We start from the raw sequence: 26,395 nt of genomic DNA, 5'->3' as shown, positions 1-26,395 counted from the left end.
AAGACCCGCAGGTCCCTCACGGGGCCTGCGGGTCTTCCGCAGCACGATCGCGCACCAGCGGAAGACCCGCAGGTCCCTCACGGGGCCTGCGGGTCTTCTCGTGCTGCGTCCCGGACGACAGCGTCACCGGCCCGCGCCGACCATGGGCTCCTCGGCCGGCGAGCCGTCCGCCTCGGCGCGCTCGACGACGACGCGTCGGACGACGGAGGAGATCGCGGTGCTGATCACCTCGGGCGACTTGTCGCTCGTCCCCTCCAGGTGGGCCTTGATCCACGCCGTGAGGTCGTCGCGCAGCCGGTCGACCGCGCCCCTGCCCCGGGCGGTCACGGTCAGGTCGTCGAGGTCGCCCTCGACGTACCCGGCGGCGATGACCTGGCGGAAGGGCGGCTCGAGCACCGCGGTGGGCAGGTTTCGGGACCGCGCCATCTGACCGACGTCGGCGCGATGTCCGGCGGCGGTGAGCCCGTAGACCTGGACGACCGCCCAGAGCCCGGCCGCGTCCAGGTCCTCCTCGGAGGACTGCAGGAGGTCCAGCACCCGGTCGCGGTGCCGACCGTAGAGCAGGTTCGTGATCCGGCGCGACAGCACTTCCTCGTTGTCCGGCGAGTGCGGGGCACCGAACCCGGCGCCGAGGTCCGGCGCGGCGTCGGCCACGTTGTCGGCGAGCTTGACCTGCGGCAGCACGAGCGCCAGGACGAAGGCGAGCACGGCGACCGGGACCGCCCAGAGGAACACCTGGGTCAGCGCCCCGGAGTAGGCGTCGACGATCGGAGCGATCACCCGTGCGGGGAGTGCGTGCAGCGCTTCCGGCGTCGCCCGGTCGGCGGCTGTGACGCTGGGTGACGTGGCGATCGCCTCGGGCAGCCGGTCCTGGAGGAAGTTGGCATAGAGGGTCCCGAAGATGGCCGCACCGAAGGCGCTGCCCATGGTGCGGAAGAAGGTGACGCCGGAGGTGGCGACTCCGAGGTCGCTGTACTGGACCGAGCCCTGCACGACGATCGTGAGGACCTGCATGCTCATGCCGATGCCGAGGCCCAGGACGAACAGGTAGAGCGAGGAGACCCCGAGGGGGGTCGACGGATCCATCCGGGAGAGCAGGAAGAGACCGAGAGCCATCACCAGGCTGCCGACGACCGGGAAGACCTTGTAGCGACCGGTCTTGCTGACGATGTTGCCGGCGGTGACCGAGGTGATCAGCAGGCCCACCACCAGCGGCAGCAGGCGGAACCCTGACTCGGTCGCCGAGACGCCCTCGACGTACTGGAAGAACGTGGGCAGGAACGTCATCGCGCCGAGCATCGTGAAACCGACGACGAAGCTCAGGGCGCAGCAGACGGTGAAGACCCTGGCACCGAACAGGCGCGGCGGCAGGATCGGGTCCGCCGCCCGTTGCTCGATGAGCACGAAGACGCCGAGGACCGCGACGCCGCCGACGAGGAGGCCGATGATCTGCCACGAGCTCCACGCGTACGTCGTGCCACCGAAGCTGGTCGCCAGGATCAGCATCGAGGCGCCCACGGCGACCGCGGCCATGCCGGGGTAGTCGATGCGCGGCTTGGCCCCGCGGGCCACGTGGGGGATGGTCCAGCGTGCGGCGACGACCACGACGGCGGCGAGCGGGACGTTGACGTAGAAGCACCAACGCCAGCTGGCATTGTCCGTCAGCAGGCCGCCGACCAGCGGTCCGATCACGGTGGCGAGGCCGAAGACGGCGCCGAGCGCGCCCTGGAACTTGCCGCGCTCGCGAAGCGGGATGATGTCGGCGATGAGCGCGGTGGCCGTGACCGTGAGCCCGCCGGCGCCGATCCCCTGCAGCGCCCGGGAGCCGATCAACCAGACCATGCCGTCGGCCAGGCCGCACAGCGCCGAGCCCAGGATGAAGACGATGACGCTGAGCTGGAAGACGAGCTTGCGGCCGAACTGGTCGCCGAGCTTTCCGGCCAGCACGGTGACCGTGGTCTGGGCGAGCAGGTAGGACGTGACCACCCAGGACACGTGCGTGCCGCCGCCGAGGTCGCCGACGATGGTCGGCAGTGCCGTGGACACGATCGTCCCGTCGAGCGCGGCCAGCAGCATGCCCAGGCCGATGGTCGCGAACGCCGCGATCCGGTGCCAGCCGGTGAGCGCCCGTGTGGCGACCGGCGCGGGCGCCGGTGTGGCGGTGGTGGCGGTGGTGGCGGACAAGGGGCCTCCTCCGGGTCGGGGCACCCACAGTGTTCAAGCCTCCGTCCGGTCAAGGAAGTGCCGTTGTGCCGGGGTCCCTGCGCCCCACGACCGGGGGGCGTGCGCGACAGCGAAGCCCCGCGGCTGCTCACCGTGATCGACGGGCCCCCGTCAGGCGTTCGAGATTCTCCTCGCTCCAGTCACCGAGGGGTGCGAGCGCTCGTTCGAGGGCCCGTCCCGCCGCAGCTCGCTGGTTCGTCGCGGCTCGACGCTCAGTGCCCAGAGGATCGGCGGCTTCCACTCCCGCCCACCACCGAGACGGCCGCATCGAGCCCGCACAGGAACTCGCCACCGTTGTCGCCGGTCACGGCGCCTCCTCACCACAGGTAAGTGCCGAACGAGAAGGTACGTACTCGTCGCCACGACCGTGCGCCCCTCAGGGTCGTCTCCAAGGGGAGTTGCCCGACCGAGAGGGACGTCATGACGCAGAAACCATCGCCGTCCTGGGCCAGGGGCCCATGGGCGCAGCAGTGGCGCAGGCACTGCTGGGGCGAGACACCAAGGTCGTCGTGTGGAACCGAACGCGGGAGCGCTGCAGTCCACCGGCCGACCTGGGGGCGACCATCGCCGACACCCCCGCGGCCGCGGTCGCGGCCGCCGACCTCACGATCGCAGTGCTCTCGCGACCCGTCGGCAACCAGGAGTGTCATGGCGTCGGTGCCGCGGGACGTGGCATCGGGACGAGCCGTTCTCAACTTCGCGAGCTCGACACCTCGCGAGGCGCGCACCCTCGCCGCCAGGGCGACGGACGCCGGCCTCGACTGGCTGCGTGGGGCCATCATGGTGCCGACACCCCTCATCGGTGCGGTGCAGGCGTTGTTCCTCTTCGGCGGCAACCGTGCCGCCATGGAGGCCCACCTCGACGTGACGAAGCTCCTCGGGGAAGACAACCGCTGCCTCGGCGACGACACGGGCTGGCCTCGCTCCTGGACACCGGGATGCTCGAGGTGTTCTTCGCCGGAATGACGAGCTTCCTGCACGCGTCGGCCATGGTGACGGCGCAGGCCTACCCGGCGAGCGACTTCGCGCCGTTGGCCACGATCATGGTCGAGATCCTGCCCGCAACCCTCGCCGGCCTGGCTCGAGACGTCGACAAGGGCGACTATCCCGGCACGGAGGACAACCTGGCCATGGAGCTGTCCGCGATCAACCACATCGTGGACACCAGTGACGAGCTCGGCCTGGACAGCCGGCTGCCGAGGCTGATGCAAGGGCTGGCGGCTGCCGCCGTCGCCGGCGGCCATGGCGAGGACGGGTCCCGTGTCGTGGAGGAGCTGAGGAACCCGAGCTCCTGACGGTCGAGCAGGCCCTGGCGGTGAGGTCCGCCGATCCAGCGACGCGGCTGGGGACGCCGGTCGGCCGGTGTGCCCAGAAGATCAGGCGGGGGCCTTCACAGGCGCGTCGGACAGGACGAAGTCACGGCTCCGGGCCTGGCGTACGCCTGAGCGCGCGCCCGCCGGCGACGTTCGTCCTGTCCGACGCGCCGGGGGCGAGCGGGCGCGCCCGGGCGGGTCGAATCGGGCGCAGGCCGACCTCGTCGAAACGCCGTGGACTTCGCAGCCAACGGCATCGCCTGCCGCGTGTCTCCGTCCAGAGCTGATCGGCGCCCCACGCCTCGGCGTAAGCAATCAACGACACCTTGCCGGCTTGGGGTCATCCCCGCGTCCGCGGTCCAACGCGTTGAACCACTGGCGCCGCTACAGCACAGCATCGTCCTGGCGATCGACGGACCGCTCGTGCTGGCGACCCGTCTCCGCTTTGCGACACCGAGCCCGCCACGAATCACCACGACGGCTGACTCCCTCAGCCATGGGAGGCCCCGGACGGGGGAGCGATGCACACTATGTCAGTCCTCTCCGACCTCTCCGAAGTGATGACGCCCGCCCGCCGCAGCCGAGGTGGCCTGATCGACTCGCCGGCGCGGCCCAACAGATGCGGGCCAGTAAGAAGCGACAGCGCCCAGAACGACGCTGGTCCCCCGCCGGACCTGTGCGGCCGAAACGGGGGACCAGCGGCAAACCGCTCGAATGCCCGCCTGTCAGGGCGTTGCTCTGTCGTCGCTCGCTTCTCGAGCACCGCGGACCGCGGACGCGGCCATCAGGACCATGACGATGGTGAAGGGGAGTCCGCCGACGACTGCCGCGGTCTGGAGGGCGCTCAGACCCCCGGCCATGACGAGCACGCTCGCCATGCCGACCAGCAGGACGATCCACACGGCACGCGTCAGCAGTGAGGGCGTGATCGAGCCACCCGAGGAGAGGGTCGCCATGACGAGGGCGCCGGAGTCGGCCGAGGTCACGAAGAACGTCACGATGAGGACGATCGCCAGCACCGAGCTGATCGTGCCAAAGGGCAGGCCAGAGAGGAACTCGAAGAGGATGTGCTCGGTCGCCAGCGAGCTGAGGCTGCCGGGCTCGGACATCTCTCGCTCGAGCGCTGACCAGCTCATGATGCCGAACCACAGGAAGATGCCTCCGGCCGGGATCAACATGACGCCGAGGCAGAACTCCTTGACCGAACGCCCTCGTGAGATGCGGGCGAGGAAGGTGCCGACGAAGGGACCCCACGAGACCCACCAGGCCCAGAAGAACGTGGTCCAGTAGCTCTGCCACGCGTTGCCCTCGGAGAAGTCGGTCTCGAAGGTCGTCTGGACGATGTTCTGGGCGTAGTACCCGACCTGGGACACCGCGGCCTCGAGGACGAAGAGGGTGGGTCCCGCGATCAGCACGAACAGCAGCAGCAGCATCGCCAACCCGACGTTGACGTTGGACAGCCACTTGATCCCGCGGTCGACGCCGGAGAGGACCGACGCGGCGGCCACCGCGCCGATCACCACGATGAGGACCAGCTGAGTGGTCGTCGACACGCTCGCCCACCCGAGGAAGTCGAGGCCGGTGTTGAGCTGGAGGGACCCGAGCCCCAGGGACGTCGAGAGCCCGAACACGGTAGCGAGGATCGCGATGACGTCGACGACGTCGCCGATCCAGCCCCGCACGCGGTCGCCCAGGAGTGGTTCGAGAGCCCATCGGATGGACAGGGGTCGGCCCCTGCGGTGAACGGCCATGGCGATCGCGAGTCCCGCCACGACGTAGATCGCGAACGCGCCGATCCCCCACTCCATCCAGGTGATGTGGACGCCGTAACGAGCAGCGTCCATCGAGCCGGCCTCGATGCCCCGCGGCGGAGGAGAGGTGAAGTGGGTGACGGCCTCCGCAGTGCCGTAGAAGAGCACGCCGATGCCGATGCCCGCGCTGAAGAGCATGGTGTACCAGGAGAGCCGCGAGAACTCGGGCCTGGAACCGTCGGGACCGAGGGTGAGCCTGCCGTACCGGGACGCCCCGAAGGCGAGGGTGAACAAGATGCACCCGGCAGCCAACAGGATGTACCACCAGCCGAAGAGGTGGACGACCTCCTCCAGTGCGCGCCCGAAGAAGGCCGACATGCGGTCGGGAGCCAAGGCAGTGGCCACCACGACGGCGACGATGATTGCCGCCGACGGAATGAAGACCCTCGGCTGGAAGCCTGACGCAATTTCGAGCTCCGCGCTGTCCGGCTGGGCGGGATCCTTGATGGCAAGGGACACGAGCACCTCCTCGGTGTACGACCGTGCTGACGGAGCCACGCACGGTGTGACGGCGATCACCGTCGGCGGCCAATGTTCAGCGCCACATGACATACGTGTCAAGCATTGATGCACTTATTTGGGCGAACGAGCGAGTATCGAGCGCCGATTGCGCCCCGAGTGTCCGCTGTGTACGTTGACACTGCACAACTTCCGATCACTGCACGAAGGGAGTCGACGATGTCGTTGACTGGTAAGAAGGTCCTGATCCTCACGGCGAACTACTTCGAGGAGTCCGAGCTCATCTATGCGGTCTACCGACTGAAGGAGGAGGACGCCGACGTGACCGTCGCTTCACCGGATGGTGCAGCGCTGACCGGGAAGAACCACATGAGCCCCTTCCCCGTCGATGCTTCGTACGACGACCTCGACGCAGCAGCGTTCGACGCCGTCGTGATCCCGGGTGGTTTCGCTCCCGACCTGGTCCGGCGATTCCCCCAGGCCCTGGATGTCGTCCGCGTCATGAACGAGGCCGGCAAGCCGGTTGCGACGGTCTGCCACGGGGGGTGGGTTGCGATCTCCGCAGGCATCGTCAGTGGCCGCAAGGCGACTGCCGTGTCCGCCATCAAGGACGACATGGTCAACGCGGGTGTCGCCTTCGTCGACGAGCCCGTTGTTGTCGACGGCAACCTCATCACCGCGCGGGTGCCGGCCGACATGGGTCCCTGGATGAAGGCCGTGATCGAGGCCATCAAGCCCGCTTGAAGAGAGCCGGCCCAGACGATGACTGCTGAGCGCACGGCCTTGGCCCAGCCCACTGTGGTGTCCATCGCCGACTGTCAGGTCTCCACTCGAGAGACCAATCGAGTGCGGATGTCCTTGGCTCGGACGATCACCCACGCCGAGCACGGTTCGCGGCTGATGGCCGGGGTCAGCTGGATGAACCCCGGCGACATCAGCGCGTGGTGGTCGACCGAGACCACCCCTCCGCCGTCGGGGGACTACCACCACCTCGGGCCAGTCCATGAGATCTTCTACCTCACCCGCGGCGAGTGCGTGGTGGAGACCGAGTCTGAGCGGTTCTCGTTCCGCGCTGGCGACTCGATCTTCTTCCCTCCAGGGGGTCGCTTCCGAATCCGAAACGACGGCACGGAGCCGGCCGAGCTCTTCTACGTGGAAACGCCGCCGCTGGGCTGAGCCCGTACGGCTCAAGGTCAGCGGCACGCTCCCGCTGGAGCGGTCGTCGTGATGCACACCAAGCAGCACGACGACCGCTCTGTCGTCGTACGAAGACATGCCATGGTCACAGCACCCTCGACGGCCGCCTCATTCAGAGGGAGGCACCCGAGAACCAGACGACCCGAGTGACCCGGTCCGTGTCGTTCCAGAATCGATGCGGCGTGGTGGAGGCGAATGCGATCGAGTCGCCCTCCTCGAGCGTGAGCTCGTCGAAGCCGATCTGCACTCGCAAGGTGCCCTCGAGGACCAGACCGTACTCCCGGCCAGGGTGGCGGATTGATTGGGCATCGGCGACGGAGGCCCCGCCGGGGTCGTAGGAGTAGATGCAGAAGTCCACGTCGTCCTCGTGCGTCGGGACCAGGGACTCCGAGACCACTCCCGACTCGATCCGGATCTGGGGTCGGCGTTCGCGCCGCATGACGCCGTGCCGGCGCGGCGGCGGCCGTCGAGGCGTCACTTCGGCGCCACGGGGCATGCCTGTCGAAGCGCCGCTCTCGGCCTCGCTTCGCGTCGCTAGCGGCCCTTCGCCGAACAGTGACTCCATCGGAATCTCGAGTTGGGTCACCACAGCGGTCAGGGTGCTGATCGATGGCTGTGTGATGCCGCGTTCTATGGCTGAGATGTTGCTGGGGGAGCAACCCACGCGCTTCGCCAGCTCCCGGACGCTGATGCCGCGCGACTGTCTCGCTGCACGCATCCGTGGGCCGATGCCTGGCGTCTCGGCTGCTCCGAAACCTTCTGAGTGAGTCACGCCGCGATAGTACGCCAAGCCACGCTGCACAGGGTGTGCCACAACTTGTACCCGCGTGCGGGGACCCATTGACTCCTCGTGCGGTAAGAGTGCACACTACGTGCGTTGCCAACGCACAACAAGGAGGCGCCGTGACTAGGCAGTCGAACCCGGCCAGCGTGCCGATGTCTACCTTGGTCGACCGGCCGGGACGCGGCCCCTGCCGCCTCGGTCAGGAGGTAGTCGTTGAGGCCGAAGCTCAGCTCCCGTTGCGCGCTCGTGTGTTACGGCGAACGGAGCTGGCGAGGGACATCGCACTGTTCGAGCTCGGGGCGCCGGTCGGTAGCCGGCTACCGACCTGGGAGCCCGGTGCGCACGTCGAGGTCGCGATCGAGTCCGAGGGCGAGGCCTTGCTGCGGCACTACTCGCTGGTGGATGAGGCGGCCTCACCGACGTGGAAGATCGCAGTGCAGCTCGAGCACGCTGGCCGCGGCGGCTCCCGTGCCATTCACGAGCAGCTGCACGAGGGTCAGACGATCGAGGTTCGCCGGGTGGCGAACCACTTCCCGCTCGTTGACGCTCCGGCATATGTCTTCGTGGCCGCGGGCATCGGGGTCACCCCGATCGTCTCTTTGGCCGCGGCAGCCCTTCGGGTGGGGAGGCCGGTCCGGCTGGTCCAGCTGGCGCGGTCGGAGGACCGCACTGTCGATCTGGGGCTCTGGCCGGCACTCCACGGCGCCGATGTCGAGCGTGTCATCTCGGCCGAGCCGGTCCCGCTCCCTGAGCTGCTGGGCCCCGTCCCTGTCGGCGCGGCCGTCATGGCGTGCGGTCCGGCTGGGCTCCTCGACGCCCTGACGGAGTTCGTCGTGGGTCAACCATGGACCTTCCATTGCGAGCGTTTCGCGCCATCGGCCGCAGCGTCGAGCGAGGCTGCCGACAGCCCCTTCGACGTCACCCTGGCCCAGAGCCAGAAGGTGCTGCACGTCCCGATCGGCAGGTCGTTGCTGGAGGTTCTCCTCGAGAACGACGTGCCTGTCGAGTTCTCCTGCCGGGAAGGCACCTGTGCCACGTGCGAGGTCGGTGTGCTCGAAGGCGAGGTAGACCACCGCGACAGCGTCCTCGACGAGGAGGAGCGAGCTGAGAACAGCTGCATGATGGCGTGCGTCTCCCGGGCGCGTGGCGACCACGTCGTGCTCGATCTCTGACCTCGTACTCCCTGTCCCGTGCCGGGACGCCCTCGGCGCACCGCCTGCTCAAGCATCGCCACCAAACCCCACGCGAAGAAGATGGAGTTCCCCATGACCGAGACGACGTTGCATCCGCAGTACATCCGAGTCGAGCCGGGCGAAGCGCTTGAGAAGGCCTGGACCCTGCCCGCGGACTGGTACACGGACCCTGAGGTGTTCGAGCTGGAACAGCGGCGCATCTTCGAGCGAAGCTGGCAGTACGTCGGCCCGACCGCGAAGGTCCAGCGCCCTGGGAGCTACTTCGCGACCCGGATCGGCAGGGTGCCGGTGGTGGTCACGCGGACCAAGAGCGGGGAGCTGCGCGCCCACCTCAACGTCTGCCCCCACCGCGGGAACATCGTCGCGCACGGCGAGGGATCACGTCGGGTACTCCAGTGCCACTACCACGGCTGGACCTTCGACCTCGACGGGTCGCTGCGGCACGCGCCGCGATCGGAGAGCGAGTGCGGATTCGACAAGACCGGGCTCGGTCTCCGCCCACTACGGCTGGAGACTTGGGGTCCGCTCATGTTCGTCAACCTCGATCCGGATGCCGCGCCCCTGGGCGAGACGATCGGTGGCTTGGTGGACCTCGCCGAGGTGCGTGGGTTCGACATCGACAGGCACCCACTCCGGGCCAGCCGGGAGTACACGATCGCCACGAACTGGAAGGTCACTCTGGACAACAACACCGAGTGCTACCACTGCAGCACGGTTCACCCCACCTTTGCGAGCAAGTACCACGTCGACGCGGAGAACTACGAGATCACCACGTTCCCCAAGGCGTTCTCTCACATCTCACCCTCCAAGGCTGCTGAGTCCGGCAGCACGGACGAGAACCGATGGGAGGACTTCCATCTGAGCTACGCGTGGCCGAACTTCATGCTCTCGGCCCGCGGCAACGACTACTTCTACACGTACAGCTACATCCCGGTGGACGCCGGCACGACGCTCCAGCGCAACGACTTCTTCTTCCCTGAGACCTGGGACGACCAGCAGATCGAGGATGCGATCGGGGAGATTCACCAGATCATGCGCGAGGACTGGCAGATGTTCGAGCAAGTCCAGGTGGGGTTGTCCTCGGGGATGCTGTCCCATGGCGTTCTTCTTGCTGAGAACGAGGCGCTGCTTCGCCAGTTCCAAGCATTGGTCCTCGACGCATTGACCGACAGGCCCGCGGCCACGCCATGACCGACTGGATGGAACGGGCGCGATGCCGCGGAGAAGACCCGGAACTGTTCTTCCCGCCCCGATCCCTCCGCATGGCCTCCGAACAGATGGAGCGCGCACGCCTGGTCTGCCTCGGTTGCCCCGTCGCCAACCCTGTCTCGAGCTGGCGTTGGCGACCCAAGCGCGACGACGGTGGCCCTGTCTCGGTCGTCGCGACCTCTGGTGGCAGGAGGTCGGGACGCGCGCTGCAACGATCGCGGTCACGTTCGAGCGTGTGCCGCACGGGACAGATCGCTAGACGCGTTCGTGGCTGTGCGCAAGTCCGGCCCGCAAGTGGCACAAGAAGCTGCGGCGAAAGTTCCTCGCCATCGACGCCCGAGCATACGAACCTCCAGCCGGGCTGGTGCAGCCAGACCCGTGACCGAGGGTCATGTCGCGGATAGCGCATCGCGACATCTCGGAGAGGGTCGTCAGACGTCGTGTGACCCGTGTCGAGGACCATCGATGCCTCAGTTTGCCCCACCGGAGCCGAATTCGACCCCAATATGAGGACGAACGGTCGAAGGACCGGGAACGACGTTCGCGCAGTCCAAAGGCCAGTCGAGACCAGTTGGGGCGACCGATGGAGATCCGCTCTCGTGCCGCTTCAACGTCTGAGGGTTCTCGCCCGTCCCCCGGGGTCTTCACGGGCGCGTCCGACAGGACGAAGTCGCCGCGCCGGCCCGGGCGTACGCCTGAGCAGCCGACTCCGGCGCGACTTCGTCCTGCCCGACGCGCCGGGGGACCCGAGGCGGCGGCCGGAAGAGCGGACGCTCAGCGGCGGAGCTTGTGGTTGACGGCGCCCGGTGAGAACTCGTGGTCCACCACGAGCCGGGTCATGCCGACCACCGCCGCGTCCTCGCCGAGGCTGCCGCGCTGGAGCCGCATGTGGCGGGTGGCGCGGGGGAGCGCCATGGCGTAGAGGGTCTCGCGGATCCCGGCGAGCAGGGCGGTAGAGGACAGGTCGCCGCCGACGAGGACGACATCGGGGTTGACGACGCAGACCAGGCTGGCCATCACCTCGCCGATGCGCCGGCCGGCCTCCTGGGTGAGGCGGGCCGCGTCGGGGTTGCCGACGCGCAGCAACTCGCCCACCTCGCGGCCGGACGCCGCCTCGACCCCCAGCTCGCGGAGCTGGCGCGCGACGGCGCGCCCGCTGGCGACCGCGGCCAGGCAGCCCTGCATCCCGCACTGGCAGCGGGCGTCGGACGCCGGGGAGACCCGGATGTGGCCGATGTCGCCGGCGCCCCCGTCGGAGCCGGCGTAGAGCCGGCCGCCGATCACGATCCCGGTGCCGACTCCGGTGGACACCTTGACCAGGCACAGCGCCCGCGCGTCGCCGTGGCCGGCGGCCAGCTCGCCCAGCGCAGCGGCGTCGGCGTCGTTGGCCACGTGCACGGGGACGCCGTGGATCCCCGCCTGCAGGTGCTCGCCCACCGGGTAGGCGTCCCAGCCGGGCATGATCGGCGGCTCGCTGGGACGACTCGAGCGCGGGTCGATGGGCCCCGGCAGGCTCAGGCCGAGCCCGCAGAGCTCGGTCGCGTCGACGCCGAGGTCGCCGAGGAGCTCGCCGGCGCGGGCGGCGATGAGGTCGAGGACGGAGGAGGGGCCCGCGTCGACGGCCACGTCGAGGTGGGCGTCGCCGATCACCGTGCCGCCCAGGTCGGTGACGGCGATGCGGGTGTGGGTGGTGTCCACCGCCGCGGCCAGCACCTTGGCCTGGTCGGTGTTGAACGCGAGCCGGCGGCGGTGCCGGCCGCCGGTCGACTCGGTGGTGGTGCCCTCGACGATCATGCCGGCGGCGAGCAGCGCGTCCACGCGCTGCGCGACCGTCATCCGCGAGAGGCCCGTGGCCTCCAGGACGTCGCCCCGGGTGGAGGCGTGGCCGTGCCGGATCAGGTCGAGGATGTCGCCGGGTCCGGTGGGCACGGGCGGGTCTCCTCCTCCTGCGACTGTCTGCGAGCGCCGCAGTTGCGTCGGCCATGATCCCACATGCGCAAGCGCTCAGCAGTAATTGCTTGACACCTAGACATGATAGGTCGATTGTGTGAGCAAAAGTGCGCGTGCTCACATCGGGAGGCTCCATGTCCACGTTCCGCCGGTCCCGATCTCGGGCAGCCGCCGTGCTCGCCACGACGCTGGTCGCCTCGCTGGCGGCCTGCGGCGGTGACGACGGGGACGGCGGCGGCGGGGACGCCGACGCCCTCACCGTCTGGATCGTCGAGGACCTCCCCGACCGGGTGGCCGCCACCCAGGCGGTCGTCGACGACTTCGCCGCCGACAGCGGCGTCGACGTCGAGCTGGTCGCCGTCGCCGAGGACCAGTTCAACCAGGTGCTCACCTCCAACGCCGCCGCGGGCGACCTGCCCGACGTCATCGGCGCCCTCCCGCTGGGGCAGGTGCGCACCCTGTCGGCCAACGAGCTCGTCGACACCGCCGCGGTCGGCGAGGTGATCGACAACCTCGACGCCGCCACCTTCAGCGAGAGCGCCCTCGAGCTGACGGCCGACGGCGACTCGCAGCTCGCGGTGCCCAGCGAGTCGTGGGTGCAGCTGCTCGTCTACCGCAAGGACCTCTTCGACAAGGCCGGACTGGCTGCGCCGGAGACGTACGACGACGTGCTGGCCGCAGCGGAGGAGCTCGACAGCAGCGACGTGGCGGGCTTCGTGGGCGCCAACGTCGCCGGTGACGCCTTCACCGCGCAGACCTTCGAGGAGATCGGTCTCGGCAACGACTGCGAGATGGTCGACGACGCCGGCGAGGTCACCCTCGACAGCGACGAGTGCGTCGAGGCGCTGGAGTTCTACAACACCCTGCAGCAGGACTACTCGGTCAACGGCGCCCAGGACGTCGACACCACGCGTGCCTCCTACTTCGCGGGGCAGGCGGCCATGCTGATCTGGTCGAGCTTCATCCTCGACGAGCTGGCCGGCCTGCGCGACGACGCACTGCCCACCTGCGAGGAGTGCACGGGCGACAAGGCCTTCCTGGCCGAGAACAGCGGCGTGGTGACCGCGATCCAGGGGCCGTCGGGCTCGGAGCCGAAGACGTACGGCGAGGTCACGTCGTGGACGATCACGCCCGACTCGGCCGACTCGGCCACGCAGTTCGTCGAGTACATGATGACCGACGGCTACGAGCCCTGGATCGCGATCGCCCCCGAGGGCAAGATCCCGGTCCGCTCCGGTGACAGCGCCGGCGCCACCGACTACGCCGACGCCTGGGCGAAGATGAAGGTCGGCGTCGACACGAAGGCCCCGCTCTCGGACTTCTACGGCCCCGACGTCCTCGAGGCGCTGACGTCCGGCACCGACACCCTCCAGCGCTGGGCGATCCCGCAGGGACAGGGCGACCTGCTCGGCGCCATCCAGGGCGAGCAGCCGGTGGCCAACGCCGTCAACGAGGCGGCCAACGGCACGTCTCCCGACGAGGCCGCGAAGCAGGCGGCCGACGCGATCCGAGCGGTGCAGGACTCGCTGTGACGATGAGCGGGCCGGCCGCCCCGGCCACGGTCGCGGCACCGGACCCGGGCGGCAGCACCCCGACCGGCCGGCGCAACCGGCGGGTGCGCTCGGTCCGCGCGCGGGACGACCGGCGCACCGGCTACCTGCTGATCACCCCCACGGTCGTCATCGTCGCGACGATGGTGGTGCTGCCGATCCTCTGGACGATCTCCCTGGCGTTCCAGCGGGTGCGGCTGCTCAACCTCAGCACCACCGGTGTGGTCGGCGACTACAGCCTCGAGAACTTCCGCAACGTCCTGACCTCCCCGGGCTTCCTCGACGCGCTGGTCAACACCCTCGTCTACTCGGTGGGCGGCACGGTCTGCGCCATCGCGCTCGGGCTGGTCGCGGCGCTCGCGCTGCGCCGGCCGTTCCGGGGGCGCGGGCTCGCGCGGGCCTGCATGCTGCTGCCCTACGTCGCGCCCGTGGTGGCCGCGACCTTCGTGTGGGCCACGATGCTCAACCCGCAGTTCGGCGTGGCCAACCACTACGGCACCACCCTGCTGGGCTGGGACGAGCCGATCGCGTTCCTCAGCTCGGGCGAGCCCATCTCGCTGTTCGGCGCGGAGCTCCCGGTCAGCCAGGCGATGCTCAGCGTGGTGCTGTTCGAGGCGTGGCGCTCGTTCCCGTTCGCCTTCCTCTTCCTCACCGCGCGGCTCCAGGCCATCCCCGACACCCTCGACGAGGCGGCGATGATGGACGGCGCGAGCCCGAGCCAGCGGTTCCGCCACGTCGTGCTGCCGCAGCTGCTCCCGACCATCGCCGTGCTCACGGTGCTGCGCTTCATCTGGACGTTCAACAACTTCGACGACATCTACCTGCTCACCGGTGGCGGAGCCGGCACCCAGGTGGTCGCGGTGCGCGTCTACGACTACCTGATCAACCGCGGCGACATCGGTGCCGCGGCGGCCCAGGCGCTGGTGCTGGCCGCGATCCTGGCGGTGCTGGTGACCGTCTACCTCAGGCTCTTCGGCCGTTCGGAGGAGGTGGCATGAGCACGACCGGCCGCGACGCGGTCGAGCGCAGGCTGTGGGGCGTGCTCCGGCCGCTCACGATCGCGTTCCTCCTCCTGATCACGCTCTTCCCCTTCTACTACATGGTGCTCCTGTCGTTCCGTCCGCTCGAGAGCCTGCTCCAGGACCCCGGCGCGCTGTGGCCGGCCTCGGGCGAGATCGACCTCGGCACCTACCGCGACGTGCTTGCCTCGACGCAGGACGGGGGGCAGGGCTTCTTGACCTTCATCAGGAACAGCGCCCTCGTCGCCGTCGGCACGGTCGTGCTGAGCCTGCTGGTGGCCATCCCCGGTGCGTACGCGGTGAGTCGGCTCGACTTCTTCGGCCGGCGCCAGATCAGCGCGGTCTTCCTCGCGGTCTACTTCTTCCCCGCGATCCTGCTCGCCATCCCGCTGTTCGTGTTCTTCACCCGCATCGGGCAGCGCGGCACCCTCACCGGACTGCTCGTCGTCTACGTCGCCCAGGTGGCGGCGGTGTCGATCTACATGCTGCGCAACTACTTCGACACCATCCCGGCCAGCCTCGAGGAGGCGGCCGCCATCGACGGGTGCACGCGCCTGCAGGCGATGCGGCACGTGAGCCTGCCGCTCGCGCTGCCGGCGATCGCGTCCAACGCGTTGTTCGTCTTCATGATCGCGTGGAACGAGTTCCTCTTCGCCCTGCTCTTCCTCGTCGAGCGTCGGGATAACTGGACCGTCTCCCTCGGGCTGTCCCAGCTGGCCGGGAGCATCGAGGTGCCGACCACGGTGCTGATGGCGGGCTCGGTCATCCTGACCCTCCCGATCGTCGTCATGTTCTTCCTCAGCGAGCGGTGGCTGGCGGGCGGGCTGACCGCGGGCGCGGAGAAGGGCTGAGCCGGGGGTGCCCGAGGTCGTCTCGTTCACCGCGCCGGGGGACGTCGCGCTGGTTCCGTGTGACGCTGCGCCGCTCGTGCCCGGGTCGGTGCGGGTGCGCACCTGGTACTCCGGGATCTCGGCCGGCACCGAGCTGACGGCCTACCGGGGGTCCAACCCCTATCTCTCGCGCACCTGGGACGCCGAGCGCCGACTGTTCGTCGACGGGGCACCGACCTTCGCCTACCCGGTCCTGGGCTGGGGCTACTCCGAGGTGGGCGAGGTGGTCGAGGTGGCCGACGACGTGCCCGTCGACGTGCCCGGCGACGTGGGCGGTCCGGTCGTCGGCGACGTCGTCCACGGCATCTGGGGCCACCGGAGCGAGGCGGTCGTCCCCGCCGCGGCCGTGCGTGGCCGGGTGTGGACGGGGCAGGACGCATTGTCGGGCACGTTCGCGCGGGTCGGGGCGATCGCGCTCAACGCGGTCCTCGCCGCCGACGTGCGCCTCGGCGACCGGGTCGCGGTCTTCGGCCAGGGTGTCATCGGGCTGCTGGCGACCCGGGTCGCCGTCCTCAGCGGGGCGCAGGTGGCCGCCGTCGACGCCCTCGACCGGCGGCTCGACGCGGCCCGCGCCATGGGCGCTGGGGCCGTGGTGGCGGCCGACGCCCCCGGTGGCGCCGGGGCCGTGGTCCGCGAGTGGTCCGGGGGCGGAGTCGACGCCGCGATCGAGCTCAGCGGCAGCGACCGGGCGCTGCACGAGGCGGTGCGGTCGGTGGTCGTCGACGGGACAGTCGTCGCCGCCGGCTTCTACCAGGGCGGTGCGGCCCACCTGCGGCTCGGCGAGGAGTTCCACCACAACCGGGTGCGGATCGTGGCGAGCCAGATCTCCGGCGTGCCGGCGGAGCTGCGCTCGCGGTGGGACCAGCCGCGACTGGTGCGGACGTTCATGGACCAGGTCCGGCGGGGACGGGTCGACGTACGGTCGCTGGTGACCGACGTGGTCGACGCCGCCGACGTGGCCACGATCTTCGCGCGCCTCGACCAAGGAGACCCCGACATCCTCCAGGCGGTGCTGCGCTTCCCGGCCGCCCCGGACGACGCATGAGCGCGCCGGCCCCGGGCGAGACCGGCCCCCGGTTCCCCGCCGACCGCGGCGGCGTGGCGATCCTCGGCTGCGGCGCCATCGCGCAGTCGGCCCACCTGCCCGCCTACGAGCAGTACGGCGTGGGGGTGGCCGGCGTGTGGAGCCGCAGCCCCGGCACCACGCGGACCGTGCGCGAGCGGTTCCCGTTCGTCGGCCGTGTCTACGACACGGCCGACGACCTGCTCGCCGACCCCGCCGTGCGGTTCGTCGACATCGCGACCGGCCCGGAGGGCCGGCTGGAGTGGATCGCGGCCGCGATCGCCGCCGGCAAGCACGTGCTCGCGCAGAAGCCGCTGACGCTGTCCGGCGACGACCTGCGCGCCCTGCCGGGCCTGCTCGCTGCCGCCGACGCGGCCGGTGTCCGGGTCGCGGTCAACCACAACGGGCGCTGGGCGCCGCCGTGGCGCGCGGCCACGCTGCTGCTGCGCGCGGGTGCGGTCGGCGACCTGGTCGGGGTCACCCACCTGCACGACAAGCCGCTTCCCCCACTGGCGGGGACGCCCTTCGACGACGTGCCGCACATGCTGCTCACCGACTACCTCCTGCACTGGGTGGACATCACCCGCACCTGGCTCCGCGACGGTGGCGCCGGCGAGGTGGTCTCGGTGCAGGCGGTGGACTCGCGGGTCCCCGGGCAGCCCGCCGACGCGCTCAACCCGTGGTCGGCGACGCTGTCCCTGGCCGCCCAGTCGGGCGCCTCCGCCGTCGTGCGGATCGCGGGGAACGCCGTCTCGGCCGAGCCCGGGTGCCCGTTCTGGGTGCACGGCACGACCGGCACCCTGCGCGGCAGCGTCCTGCTCGACTCCGACCGGCTCGAGCACGACGACGGCTCGTCGCGCCGTCCGATCCCGCTGCAGGGTGCGTGGTTCGTGGACGGGTTCGCGGCCGCGATGGGCGAGCTGATGTGCGCCGTGGCCGAGGGCCGGCAGCCGGAGAACAGCGCGGCCGACGCCTCCCGGTCCGTGGCGCTGGTGCTCGCCGCCCGCGAGTCCGCCGAGCGCGGCGGCGTCCCGGTCGCGCCGTCGTACCCCCTGGTGGCGCCGTGACGCGGGGCGGCGAGGTCGTCGGCGAGCTCGCGGTCGACCCGGTCCGCGGCCGCGTCTACGCCGAGGGCTGGCAGAGCTGGAGCCCCGCGACGTGGTCCCCGGTGACCGCGAGCCCCCGGCGTCCCGAGCACCACTGGCAGCACCTGATGCGCTTCCGCCCCGGCACCCCGGTCCACCGCGAGGCGTTCCAGGGCGAGGGCCTGCTGGTCGTCGACCCCGGGACCGGCGATCCGGCCCACTGCTACCGCGCCGCTGCGGGCGGCCGCCACGACGTGCCGACCGTCCACGCCGTCCTCGAGCACGACCGGGTCGTCGTCCGCGCCACCGGCGACGTCGCCACGACCGAGCACGTCGACGGCGGTGAGGCCGCCCTGGCGGCGTACGGCGACGAGCTCGCCGCCGCCCGCGGCCCCCTCCCGAGCGGCGCGCCGCCGACGGTGTGGTGCTCCTGGTACCGCTACTTCGAGGAGGTCACCGCCGACGACGTCCGCGACAACCTCCACGCGATCGAGTCCCACGACCTGCCGGTCGACGTGGTCCAGGTCGACGACGGGTGGAGCGCCGGGCTGGGGGAGGGCCTGCTCCCGTCCGCGCGGTTCGGGTCGCTGGCCGCGCTCGTCGAGGAGATCCGCTCGACCGGCCGCCGCGCCGGCCTCTGGGCGGCCCCCTTCCTGGTGGGGGTCGAGACCACCCTCGCCCGCGACCACGCCGACTGGCTGGTCGGCCCGGCCGGACGCAACTGGGGCCAGGCGCTGGCCGGCCTCGACCTCACCCACCCCGGCGTGCAGGAGCTGCTGGTCGACGCGCTCGGACGACTGACCGCCCTCGGCATCGACTACCTCAAGCTCGACTTCCTCTACGGCGGCGCGGTGCCCGGCCGGCGCCACGACGACGTCGACGGCGTCACGGCCTACCGGAGAGGGCTGGAGCTGGTGCGGGACGCGGTCGGCCCGCACGTCTATCTGGTCGGCTGCGGCGCACCCCTGCTGCCGAGCGTCGGCCTGGTCGACGCCATGCGAGTCTCCCCGGACACCTTCCACGAGGGCGGCGAGGACGGCTCGACCGGCCTGCGCGGGCTCATGCCGATGGCCGCGCGGGCGTGGCAGCACGGCCGGCTGTGGGTCAACGACCCCGACTGCGTGGTCGCGCGCCCGACGTACGCGCACCGCGAGCGGTGGGCGGCGCTCGCCCGCGAGTACGGCGGCCTCCGCTCGTTCTCCGACCGGGTCGCCGAGCTCGACGGCTCGGGCCTGGCGATCGTGCGGTGGCTGCTGGCCGACACCGTCGACGCGGGCACCCCGTTCCCGCTCGAGCGCATCCGGTCCGGCGCCGAGGTGGCGCAGCGCGAGGTGACGAGGTGAGCGCCGACGGCCTCGCGGCCAGGATCTCGCCGCACCTGACGCTGCTCTACCCCGGTCGCTCCGACGAGGTCGGCGCCCGCCTGGTCGCCCTGGCGCAGCGGTACGCCGAGCTCCTCGCCGGGCGCGAGATCGCGCCGCTGACCCATCGGACGACCTACCTGATCACCTACGGCGACGGGATCCGCAGGCGCGGGGAGGCGCCGCTGCACACGCTCGGCCGGTTCCTGCACGACGCGGTCGGCGACGTGGTCAGCGACGTCCACCTGCTGCCGATCTTCCCGTGGACGTCCGACGACGGCTTCGCGGTCGTCGACCACCGCGCGGTCAACCCGGCGCTGGGCGACTGGCAGGACGTCACCGACCTGTCCGCCGAGCACGGGCTGATGCTCGACTTCGTCGCCAACCACACCTCCAGCCGCAGTCCGTGGTTCCTCGGCTGGCTGGCGGGCGACCCGGCCCGCCGCGGGTTCTACCTCGAGGAGGATCCCGACTTCGACACCTCCCGCGTGACGCGACCGCGGACGACGCCCCTGTTCCACGCCTTCGCGCGGCCCGACGGCACCGAGGCGCGGGCCTGGACCACGTTCGGTGAGGACCAGGTCGACGTGGACGTCCGGGAGCCGCGAGCCCTGGAGGAGCTGACCGACGTGCTGCTCGGCTACCTCGCGCGCGGCGCGTGCGCCATCCGGCTCGACGCGATCGGCTTCCTCTGGAAGGAGTCCGGCACCAGCTGCCTCCACCTCCCGCAGACACACGCGGTGATCAAGCTGTGGCGGGCGCTGGTCGACCACGTCGCGCCCGGCGCGCGGCTGCTGACCGAGACCAACGTGCCGCACGCCGAGAACGTCTCCTACTTCGGCGACGGTCACGACGAGGCCCACCTCGTCTACCAGTTCGCCCTCCCGCCGCTGGTGCTGCACTCCTTCGTGGCCGGGTCGACGTCGCGGCTCAGCGACTGGGCCGCCGGGATCGGACCGGTCAGCGACACGGCCACCTGGTTCAACTTCCTGGCCAGCCACGACGGGATCGGGATGCGTGCCACGGAGGGGATCCTCGACCAGGCCGAGCGCAGGGCGCTGGTCGACCGGACCCACGCCCACGGCGGCCGGGTCTCGTGGGTGGAGCGGCCCGACGGCTCACGGAGCGTCTACGAGCTCAACCTCAGCTATCTCGACGCGCTCTGCACCGTCGAGGAGGCGCGCGACCCGTCCGTGCTCGCCGGGAAGTCGCTGGCCGCGCACAGCATCCTGCTCGCGTTCCTCGGTGTCCCGGCGATCTACCTCCACTCGCTCGTCGGCTCCCCGCCCGACCTCGAGGGGATGGTCACCAGCCGGATCAACCGGCGGATCAACCGGGCGGTGCTCGACGCGGACCGGCTGCTGGCGGAGCTCGCCGACGACCCCCGGCGGCGCGCGGTGTTCACCGGCCTCCGCCGGCTGCTCGACGTACGCCGCAGCGAGCCCGCCTTCTCGCCGTTCGGCACCCAGCACGTCGAACGGCCCGACGACCGCGTCTTCGCGGTCCGTCGTGGCCGGGGTACCCCCGACGAGCTCCTCTGCGTCACCAACGTCAGCGCCGACGTCGTCCGCCTCGCCGACGTGGTCGGCACCGACGTGCTCACCGGCCGTCGCCTCGAGCCGCTGGAGCTGGGCCCGTGGGGCCACGCGTGGGTGCGGCCGGACCGCTGACCCGACGGACGATCTTCGCCCGATCCCGCCGCTGCCCGCGCGCGAGGGGTTACCGTGGGGTAACCCACCCCCTCTCGACCCCGGGAGCGACGATGACCCCCCTGGCTCCGCGGACGGTCGTGCTCCACGGACACGAGCTGTCGTACGTCGACAGTGGCTCGGGGCCCGCGGTCCTCTTCATCCACGGCATCCTGGGCTCGCAGCGCCAGTGGTCCCACCTCGTCGACGCGGTCGACGAGGATCACCGTGTGGTGGTGCCCGACCTCTTCGGGCACGGCGACTCCGCCAAGCCGACGGGCGACTACTCGCTCAGCTCGCACGCCGCGACGCTGCGCGACCTGCTCGACCATCTCGGCATCGAACGGGTCACGCTCGTGGGCCATTCGCTCGGCGGCGGGATCGCGATGCAGTTCTACTACCTGTTCCCCGAGCGCGTGGACAGGCTCGTGCTCGTGGCGAGCGGCGGCCTCGGTCGCGAGGTCCACCTCGTGCTGCGCTCGGCCACGCTCCCCGGCGCCGCGCAGGTGCTCGGGGTGATCGCCTCCGCACCCGTCCTGGAGCGGGTCGAGGCGCTGGGCCGCGGAGCTCGGAAGGTCGGCTGGAGGCCCGGGGCCGACATCGGTGCGATCTGGCGCGGCTTCACCTCGCTCGGCGACCGCGAGAGCCGCCGGTCCTTCCTCGCGACCACCCGGGCCGTCATCGACATCGGCGGCCAGAGCATCAGTGCCCACGACCACCTGGGTGCCGTGACACCGCCGCCCACCCTGATCGTGTGGGGCTCGCGCGACCGGATGATCCCCGCCTGGCACGCGCTGAGCGCCCAGCGCGCACTGCCGGGCTGCCGGGTGGAGCTCTTCGAGGGCGCCGGCCACTTCCCGCACCTCGACGACCCCGACCGCTTCGCACGGGCGCTCCGCGAGTTCATGGCAGACGGCGACGCCGACACCAGCCCTGGTCCGTAACCGACGTTGTTACATAACGTGGTGCCAGCGAGGACGCGATCCCGGGAGGGCACGTGAGCAGCAACAGCCGACTCACCACGGCGATCCATGCGCTGTGCTGGCTCGAGCTGTCGGCGCGACGCGGCACCGCGACGCTGACGTCCGCGCAGGTGGCCGACAGCCTGCAGTCGCACCCGGTCCTCATCAGGCGCACGCTCGCGCCGTTGCGGGACGCGGGCCTCCTGAGGGTGGTGGGGCGCGGACCCGGGGCCGGCTGGCAGCTGGCCCGACCGGCCGGCGAGATCACGCTGCGCGAGGTGCACCGGGTGCTGGGCGAGGACCCGGTCTTCGCCCTGCACCCCCACCCGCCCAAGCCGGACTGCCCCGTCGGGCACGGCATCCCTGACGTGCTCGACCGCGTCTACCGAGACGCCGAGGAGGCGGTCGCGCAGGTGCTGCAGGGGCACACGGTCGCCGAGGTGCTCGACCGGATCCTGCGGGAGCGGCCGCTCCCGGCGTGATCCTCCTCCGGACGGGCGAGCCGACGCTCGGGCCTCGGTGTGCGCTCCGCCGCAGGCACGGTCAGGACGGCCTCGCCTCGTGGGGCGACGCGGCCGGGTGCTGCGAGCGTGCCGTCGGCTGCAGCCGGAGGTGCTGCCTCGTCGAGAGTCGGCGCTCGAGCGCCGGGGAGATGTCGTTGCGCCAGGTGGCGCTCCGTTCGAGCCGCTGCCTCGCGTCGCGACAGGCGGTCTCGTCGGCGAAGACCGCGCTCCACACGAACACGTTGTCGGCGCGCACCGGCAGCGCCGGGTAGTCGTTCTCCGCGGGCTCGGACCGGTACGTGGCAACCGGGACCTGCAAGCGTTCCTCCAGCTCGGCGTGGACGTCCGTGGCCAGCCATCGTGCGAGCTCGGGGTCCGGGTCGTGCCCGTAGACCGACACGGTCACCCACTCGTCGGACGGCGGCGAGCCCGGGTGCGCCGAGCGCGGCGCACCCGGGCCACGCAACGGGTGCGCCGGTGACGTCGGGCGGAGGAGCAGGACGTCGTCGCTGTCGAGCATGGTGTCGTTCGCCGCGGAGCGGAAGCGTGCCCAGGTCGGCCCGTGGTAGAAGCCCTGCAACGCCTGGCGGCGCGCCGCCATGTCGGTGAAGCCGCGGAACCACACGAAGCGCTCGGCGTCGTCGCGGTCGAGGAAGACCCCGCCCACGCGCATGCCGGCAGCCTCCTGGGGCTCGATGAGCTCCCGCTCGAAGAGCTCGACCAGGTCGCCACGAGCTCCCGGCTTGAGCGTGTACTGGCGGAGCTCGACGAGGGCGGCGGCCGACATGCTGGACGGTGGCTTGGTCATGTGTCCTCGCTAGATCGTAACCAAAGTGATTACACACTGATGTGGCCATCGGCGCAAGGCCCGCCAGGGGTAGGTCCAGGCGCGACCTCAGGCGAGCGGGCGCGGGGCGGCGCCGCGCCGCCACTCGTCCGCGAGCAGCGCGAACACCAGCTGGGTGGCCCACTCGCCCTTGAAGTGCACACCGTCGACGAATCGGGCCTCCTGTCGGAAGCCGAGGCGCCCCAGCAGGCGGGCGGAGGCGTCGTTGCCGTCGATCACCACCGCGGTGATCCGGTGGAAGCCGAGGTCGTCGAAGCCCAGGCGCAGCATCGCGGTCGCGGCCTCGGCGGCGTAGCCGCGACCCTGGTGGTCGCCGTGGAGCGCGAAGCCGACCTCTCCCTGGCGGTCCGAGGCCCACTTGAGCAGCACCTCGCCGATCACGGTCCCCGTCTCGCGGAGCTCGACGGCGAGGACGAGCCACTGGCCGTGGGCGAGGAGCTCGGTCTGGGTGAGCTTGACGCGCAGGGTCTCCTCGGTGGCGGCCCGGTCGCGCACCGGCCACGGCACGTGGCGCACGACGTCGGGGTCGGAGTGGAACGCGGCAAGGTCGTCGAGGTCCTCCATCCGGTGGGGGCGCAGCAGCAGCCGCTCGGTCTCGACCGGGAGGTCGAGGGCCAGAGGCGTCACAGCGTGAAGTGGTCCGGCGCGAGGCTGCGCAGCACGCAGAACTCGTTGCCCTCGGGGTCGGCGAGCACCGTCCACGACTCCTCGCCCGTCTGCCCGATGTCGGCGTGGGTGGCGCCGAGGGCGAGGATGCGCTCGACCTCCTCCTCCTGCGAGACGTCCACCGGCGAGACGTCGAAGTGCGAGCGGTTCTTGACCACCTTGTCCTCCTCCACCTGCGCCAGGAAGATCGTCGGGCAGACCGGTCCGGAGCGCACGGCGTCGAGCAGCGCCTGGTCCTCGACCCGCGCGGGGCCGATCTCCACGAGGCCGGGCTCGCGGTGGAGGACGTCCCAGCCGAGCACGCCGCACCAGAAGTCGGCGAGCCGGTCGGGGTCGTGGCAGTCGAGGGAGATCTCGGTCAGTCGGGAGGCCATCTGGCGATTGAAGCACCTCAGAGGCGGCCGTGCTTTGATGACGAGGTGCGCCTCATCCTCAACGTGGTCTGGCTGGTCTTCGGCGGCTTCTGGCTGTTCGTCGGCTACCTGGTCGCCGGCGTGCTGCTCTGCATCCCGATCATCACGATCCCGTGGGCGATCGCGTCGTTCCGCATCGCCGTCTACGCGCTGTGGCCGTTCGGCCGCACCGTCGTCACGAAGCCCTCGGCGGGCGTCGGGTCGTTCCTGGGCAACGTGATCTGGTTCGTGCTGGCCGGTTGGTGGCTCGCCATCGCCCACATCGTGTCGGCGGTCGCGCTCGCGGTGACGATCGTCGGCATCCCGCTCGCTCTCGCCGACCTCAAGATGGTCCCGATCTCGCTGGCACCGCTCGGCAAGGACATCGTGCCCACGCAGCGCGGCGAGTTCGACGCCTACGCCTGACGGGCGGCGTACGCCGTCGCGATCTCCGCGCCCAGGCGCGCGTTGTGCTCGACGAGGGCGATGTTGGCCGTCAGCGAGGCTCCGTCGCTGATCTCGACGATGCGTCCCAGCAGGTAGGGGGTGGCGTCCTTGCCGGTGATGCCGAGCGAGTCCATGTCGGCCAGGGCGCGGTCGATGATCGCGCCGATCTCGTCGGCGGGGATCTCGGACCCGGCCGGGATCGGGTTGGCGACGACGACACCGCCGGCCAGGCCGAGGTCCCACTTGGCCCGCACCAGGTCCGCGACCTCGGCGGGCGAGTCGACCCGCATCGGAGCGGCGAAGCCCGACGAGCGCGAGTAGAACGACGGGAACTCGTCCGTGCCGTAGCCCAGCACCGGCACGCCGAGGGTCTCCAGCTTCTCCAGGGTGAGCCCGATGTCGAGGATGCTCTTCACCCCGGCGCAGACGACGGCGACCGAGGTGGTCGACAGCTCGGTCAGGTCGGCCGACACGTCGTACGACGTCTCGGCGCCGCGGTGCACGCCGCCCAGCCCGCCGGTCACGAACACGCTGATGCCGGCCAGGGCCGCGAGCCGCATCGTGGAGGCGACGGTCGTGGCGCCGTGGAGGCCGCGCGACACGACGTAGGGCAGGTCGCGCAGCGAGACCTTGACGACCGAGTCGTCGGAGGCGAGCAGCTCGAGGTCGTCGGGGGACAGGCCGATCCTCGGCCGGCCGTGCAGCACCGCGATCGTCGCCGGCACGGCCCCGCCCTCGCGGACGATGCCCTCGACGGTCCGCGCCATCTCGACGTTCTGCGGGTAGGGCATGCCGTGGCTGATGATCGTGCTCTCCAGCGCGACGACGGGCTGCCCGGACGCGAGCGCGTCGCGGACCTCGTCGGTGACGGTCAGCATCGGGGTTCCTCCCTCAGGGCGTCGGCCAGGTCCGGCCGGACGGTGGACGGGCTCTCGACGGTGGCGGCGGCGGCACGGTGGCCGAGCCGGGCGGCGGTGACGGGATCGGCGCCGCGCAGCCACGCCGCCACCCACGCGGCGAGCATCGCGTCGCCCGCGCCGGTCACGTCGACCACGGTCGCCGGCGTGGCCGCGAGGTGGACCGGCTCGGCGCCGCGACTGCACATCCACGAGCCCGCCGAGCCCTGCCGCAGCCACACGTGCTCGACACCGCGGTCGTGCAGCTCGGCGACGGACCCACGCCAGTCGGCGGCCGGGCGACCGGTCAGCGCGGCGACCTCGTCGGCGTTGGGGGTCACGAGGAACAGGTCGTGCACCAGGTCGGCCAGCCGCGCGGCCTTGGCCACCGAGACGGGCTCGAACGCGAGGGGCACGCCGGCCGCGGCCGCCGCGGCCACGACCCGGGCCGCCTGGGCGTGGGCGAGGTTGCCGTCGAGCACGACGAGCGCGGCGTCGGTGAGGTGGACCGTGTCGAGCACCAGCTCGTCGACGATCGCCATGTCCGAGACCGCGGCCACGAGCTCGCCGCGGTCGTCGAGGACGGCCGTGTAGGTGCCGGTCGCGCCCGGCACCCGGCGTACGGCACCCACGTCGGCGCCACATGCGGCGGTCACCCGCAGCGCCTCGTCGCCGAACGCGTCGTCGCCGACCGCCGACACCAGCCGCACCGGAGCGCCGAGCAGGCCCAGGCAGGCGGCGATGTTGCGGCCGACGCCGCCGGGGGAGATCCGGGTCCGGCCGGGGTTGCTGGACGCGGCGACGAGCGGCGCGGACGTGCGCGCGACGACGTCCATGTTGGTCCCGCCGACGACCACCACCCACTGGCTCACGGGGCAGATCCTGAC

The 26,395-nt window shown here is 71.2% G+C and carries 26 protein-coding genes and 1 pseudogene; 18 read left to right on the top strand and 9 right to left on the bottom strand.

Features of this window, described 5'->3' with window-relative positions; all coding sequences use genetic code 11:
- Nucleotides 1-123 precede the first annotated feature (123 nt).
- Nucleotides 124-2,184 carry an MDR family MFS transporter gene (locus AC3X7Z_RS03220; protein ID WP_489974984.1) on the bottom strand — a complete coding sequence of 687 codons (2,061 nt, stop codon included), beginning with the start codon at nt 2,182-2,184 and terminating at the stop codon, nt 124-126.
- On the opposite strand from AC3X7Z_RS03220, the pseudogene AC3X7Z_RS03215 reads away from it, so the two are divergent.
- The 3 genes and pseudogenes from AC3X7Z_RS03215 to AC3X7Z_RS03205 all read left to right on the top strand — a co-directional run.
- A pseudogene (locus AC3X7Z_RS03215) lies at nt 2,130-2,837 on the top strand (NAD(P)-binding domain-containing protein); the annotation flags it as partial. The gene AC3X7Z_RS03220 and the pseudogene AC3X7Z_RS03215 overlap by 55 nt on opposite strands.
- Before the next feature lie 34 nt (nt 2,838-2,871).
- Nucleotides 2,872-3,189, top strand: a complete 318-nt coding sequence (locus tag AC3X7Z_RS03210; RefSeq protein ID WP_489975386.1) for a hypothetical protein — start codon at nt 2,872-2,874, stop codon at nt 3,187-3,189.
- Nucleotides 3,171-3,518 carry an imine reductase family protein gene (locus AC3X7Z_RS03205; protein WP_489975380.1) on the top strand — a complete coding sequence of 116 codons (348 nt, stop codon included), beginning with the start codon at nt 3,171-3,173 and terminating at the stop codon, nt 3,516-3,518. The genes AC3X7Z_RS03210 and AC3X7Z_RS03205 overlap by 19 nt, the downstream gene beginning before the upstream one ends.
- A 743-nt stretch (nt 3,519-4,261) precedes the next feature.
- Here AC3X7Z_RS03205 and AC3X7Z_RS03200 read toward each other — a convergent pair.
- Entirely contained in the window at nt 4,262-5,899 is a 1,638-nt protein-coding gene (locus tag AC3X7Z_RS03200; protein WP_489974983.1) for a BCCT family transporter, read from the bottom strand.
- Between the two features lie 132 nt (nt 5,900-6,031).
- Between AC3X7Z_RS03200 and AC3X7Z_RS03195 the strand changes: the two genes are divergently transcribed.
- Both AC3X7Z_RS03195 and AC3X7Z_RS03190 read left to right on the top strand, forming a co-directional pair.
- Nucleotides 6,032-6,550 (top strand): type 1 glutamine amidotransferase domain-containing protein, encoded by a 519-nt coding sequence (locus AC3X7Z_RS03195; RefSeq protein ID WP_489974982.1) that lies wholly within the window; start codon nt 6,032-6,034, stop codon nt 6,548-6,550.
- Nucleotides 6,551-6,607: 57 nt separating this feature from the next.
- Nucleotides 6,608-6,982: a cupin domain-containing protein gene (locus AC3X7Z_RS03190; RefSeq protein WP_489974981.1), complete on the top strand. Its 375-nt coding sequence runs from the start codon at nt 6,608-6,610 to the stop codon at nt 6,980-6,982.
- A gap of 133 nt (nt 6,983-7,115) precedes the next feature.
- On the opposite strand, the gene AC3X7Z_RS03185 is transcribed toward AC3X7Z_RS03190, so the two are convergent.
- The gene (locus AC3X7Z_RS03185; RefSeq protein WP_489974980.1) at nt 7,116-7,775 is read right to left on the bottom strand and encodes a cupin domain-containing protein; all 660 of its coding nucleotides are present in this window, start codon (nt 7,773-7,775) and stop codon (nt 7,116-7,118) included.
- A 131-nt stretch (nt 7,776-7,906) separates the two neighbouring features.
- Between AC3X7Z_RS03185 and AC3X7Z_RS03180 the strand changes: the two genes are divergently transcribed.
- From AC3X7Z_RS03180 to AC3X7Z_RS03170, 3 genes are all read left to right on the top strand, one after another.
- Nucleotides 7,907-8,959 (top strand): PDR/VanB family oxidoreductase, encoded by a 1,053-nt coding sequence (locus AC3X7Z_RS03180; protein WP_489974979.1) that lies wholly within the window; start codon nt 7,907-7,909, stop codon nt 8,957-8,959.
- A gap of 93 nt (nt 8,960-9,052) precedes the next feature.
- Complete coding sequence (locus AC3X7Z_RS03175; protein WP_489974978.1) at nt 9,053-10,171, top strand: aromatic ring-hydroxylating oxygenase subunit alpha; 1,119 nt, start codon at nt 9,053-9,055, stop codon at nt 10,169-10,171.
- A complete protein-coding gene (locus AC3X7Z_RS03170; protein ID WP_489974977.1) occupies nt 10,168-10,593 on the top strand; it encodes a WhiB family transcriptional regulator in 426 nt (141 codons plus the stop codon). Before AC3X7Z_RS03175 ends, AC3X7Z_RS03170 begins: the two co-directional genes overlap by 4 nt.
- Before the next feature lie 370 nt (nt 10,594-10,963).
- On the opposite strand, the gene AC3X7Z_RS03165 is transcribed toward AC3X7Z_RS03170, so the two are convergent.
- Nucleotides 10,964-12,118, bottom strand: a complete 1,155-nt coding sequence (locus tag AC3X7Z_RS03165) for an ROK family protein (protein ID WP_489974976.1) — start codon at nt 12,116-12,118, stop codon at nt 10,964-10,966.
- A 155-nt stretch (nt 12,119-12,273) separates the two neighbouring features.
- On the opposite strand from AC3X7Z_RS03165, the gene AC3X7Z_RS03160 reads away from it, so the two are divergent.
- From AC3X7Z_RS03160 to AC3X7Z_RS03120, 9 genes are all read left to right on the top strand, one after another.
- A complete protein-coding gene (locus tag AC3X7Z_RS03160) occupies nt 12,274-13,671 on the top strand; it encodes an ABC transporter substrate-binding protein (RefSeq protein WP_489974975.1) in 1,398 nt (465 codons plus the stop codon).
- A 2-nt stretch (nt 13,672-13,673) separates the two neighbouring features.
- Nucleotides 13,674-14,687 (top strand): carbohydrate ABC transporter permease, encoded by a 1,014-nt coding sequence (locus AC3X7Z_RS03155; RefSeq protein ID WP_489974974.1) that lies wholly within the window; start codon nt 13,674-13,676, stop codon nt 14,685-14,687.
- The gene (locus AC3X7Z_RS03150) at nt 14,684-15,559 is read left to right on the top strand and encodes a carbohydrate ABC transporter permease (RefSeq protein ID WP_489974973.1); all 876 of its coding nucleotides are present in this window, start codon (nt 14,684-14,686) and stop codon (nt 15,557-15,559) included. Before AC3X7Z_RS03155 ends, AC3X7Z_RS03150 begins: the two co-directional genes overlap by 4 nt.
- A gap of 7 nt (nt 15,560-15,566) precedes the next feature.
- Entirely contained in the window at nt 15,567-16,643 is a 1,077-nt protein-coding gene (locus AC3X7Z_RS03145; protein WP_489974972.1) for a zinc-dependent alcohol dehydrogenase, read from the top strand.
- Nucleotides 16,640-17,728: a Gfo/Idh/MocA family protein gene (locus AC3X7Z_RS03140; protein WP_489974971.1), complete on the top strand. Its 1,089-nt coding sequence runs from the start codon at nt 16,640-16,642 to the stop codon at nt 17,726-17,728. Before AC3X7Z_RS03145 ends, AC3X7Z_RS03140 begins: the two co-directional genes overlap by 4 nt.
- Nucleotides 17,725-19,089, top strand: coding sequence for a glycoside hydrolase family 36 protein (locus AC3X7Z_RS03135; RefSeq protein ID WP_489974970.1), 1,365 nt, complete (start codon nt 17,725-17,727; stop codon nt 19,087-19,089). Before AC3X7Z_RS03140 ends, AC3X7Z_RS03135 begins: the two co-directional genes overlap by 4 nt.
- The gene (locus tag AC3X7Z_RS03130; RefSeq protein WP_489974969.1) at nt 19,086-20,777 is read left to right on the top strand and encodes a sugar phosphorylase; all 1,692 of its coding nucleotides are present in this window, start codon (nt 19,086-19,088) and stop codon (nt 20,775-20,777) included. Before AC3X7Z_RS03135 ends, AC3X7Z_RS03130 begins: the two co-directional genes overlap by 4 nt.
- Before the next feature lie 92 nt (nt 20,778-20,869).
- Nucleotides 20,870-21,739 (top strand): alpha/beta fold hydrolase, encoded by an 870-nt coding sequence (locus AC3X7Z_RS03125; RefSeq protein WP_186340568.1) that lies wholly within the window; start codon nt 20,870-20,872, stop codon nt 21,737-21,739.
- Nucleotides 21,740-21,792: 53 nt separating this feature from the next.
- A complete protein-coding gene (locus AC3X7Z_RS03120) occupies nt 21,793-22,239 on the top strand; it encodes an Rrf2 family transcriptional regulator (protein ID WP_186340569.1) in 447 nt (148 codons plus the stop codon).
- Nucleotides 22,240-22,300: 61 nt separating this feature from the next.
- Here AC3X7Z_RS03120 and AC3X7Z_RS03115 read toward each other — a convergent pair whose 3' ends face one another.
- From AC3X7Z_RS03115 to AC3X7Z_RS03105, 3 genes are all read right to left on the bottom strand, one after another.
- Nucleotides 22,301-23,068: an NIPSNAP family protein gene (locus AC3X7Z_RS03115; protein WP_489974968.1), complete on the bottom strand. Its 768-nt coding sequence runs from the start codon at nt 23,066-23,068 to the stop codon at nt 22,301-22,303.
- 87 nt (nt 23,069-23,155) lie between these two features.
- Complete coding sequence (locus AC3X7Z_RS03110; RefSeq protein ID WP_241005182.1) at nt 23,156-23,734, bottom strand: GNAT family N-acetyltransferase; 579 nt, start codon at nt 23,732-23,734, stop codon at nt 23,156-23,158.
- Complete coding sequence (locus AC3X7Z_RS03105; protein WP_186340571.1) at nt 23,731-24,147, bottom strand: VOC family protein; 417 nt, start codon at nt 24,145-24,147, stop codon at nt 23,731-23,733. The genes AC3X7Z_RS03110 and AC3X7Z_RS03105 overlap by 4 nt, the downstream gene beginning before the upstream one ends.
- A gap of 45 nt (nt 24,148-24,192) precedes the next feature.
- Between AC3X7Z_RS03105 and AC3X7Z_RS03100 the strand changes: the two genes are divergently transcribed.
- Nucleotides 24,193-24,591 (top strand): YccF domain-containing protein, encoded by a 399-nt coding sequence (locus AC3X7Z_RS03100; protein WP_186340572.1) that lies wholly within the window; start codon nt 24,193-24,195, stop codon nt 24,589-24,591.
- Here AC3X7Z_RS03100 and AC3X7Z_RS03095 read toward each other — a convergent pair.
- Both AC3X7Z_RS03095 and AC3X7Z_RS03090 read right to left on the bottom strand, forming a co-directional pair.
- Nucleotides 24,582-25,490: a pseudouridine-5'-phosphate glycosidase gene (locus AC3X7Z_RS03095; RefSeq protein ID WP_489974967.1), complete on the bottom strand. Its 909-nt coding sequence runs from the start codon at nt 25,488-25,490 to the stop codon at nt 24,582-24,584. The two genes, AC3X7Z_RS03100 and AC3X7Z_RS03095, sit on opposite strands and share 10 nt — an antisense overlap.
- On the bottom strand, nt 25,484-26,380 hold the full coding sequence (locus AC3X7Z_RS03090; protein ID WP_489974966.1) for a carbohydrate kinase family protein: 897 nt from the start codon (nt 26,378-26,380) through the stop codon (nt 25,484-25,486). The genes AC3X7Z_RS03095 and AC3X7Z_RS03090 overlap by 7 nt, the downstream gene beginning before the upstream one ends.
- Nucleotides 26,381-26,395: the final 15 nt, after the last annotated feature.

It is taken from the genome of Nocardioides sp. Z24_21, from assembly GCF_058134345.1.
The sequence above is the reverse complement of the archived record's forward strand: the minus strand, read 5'-3'. Positions and strand labels throughout refer to the sequence as shown.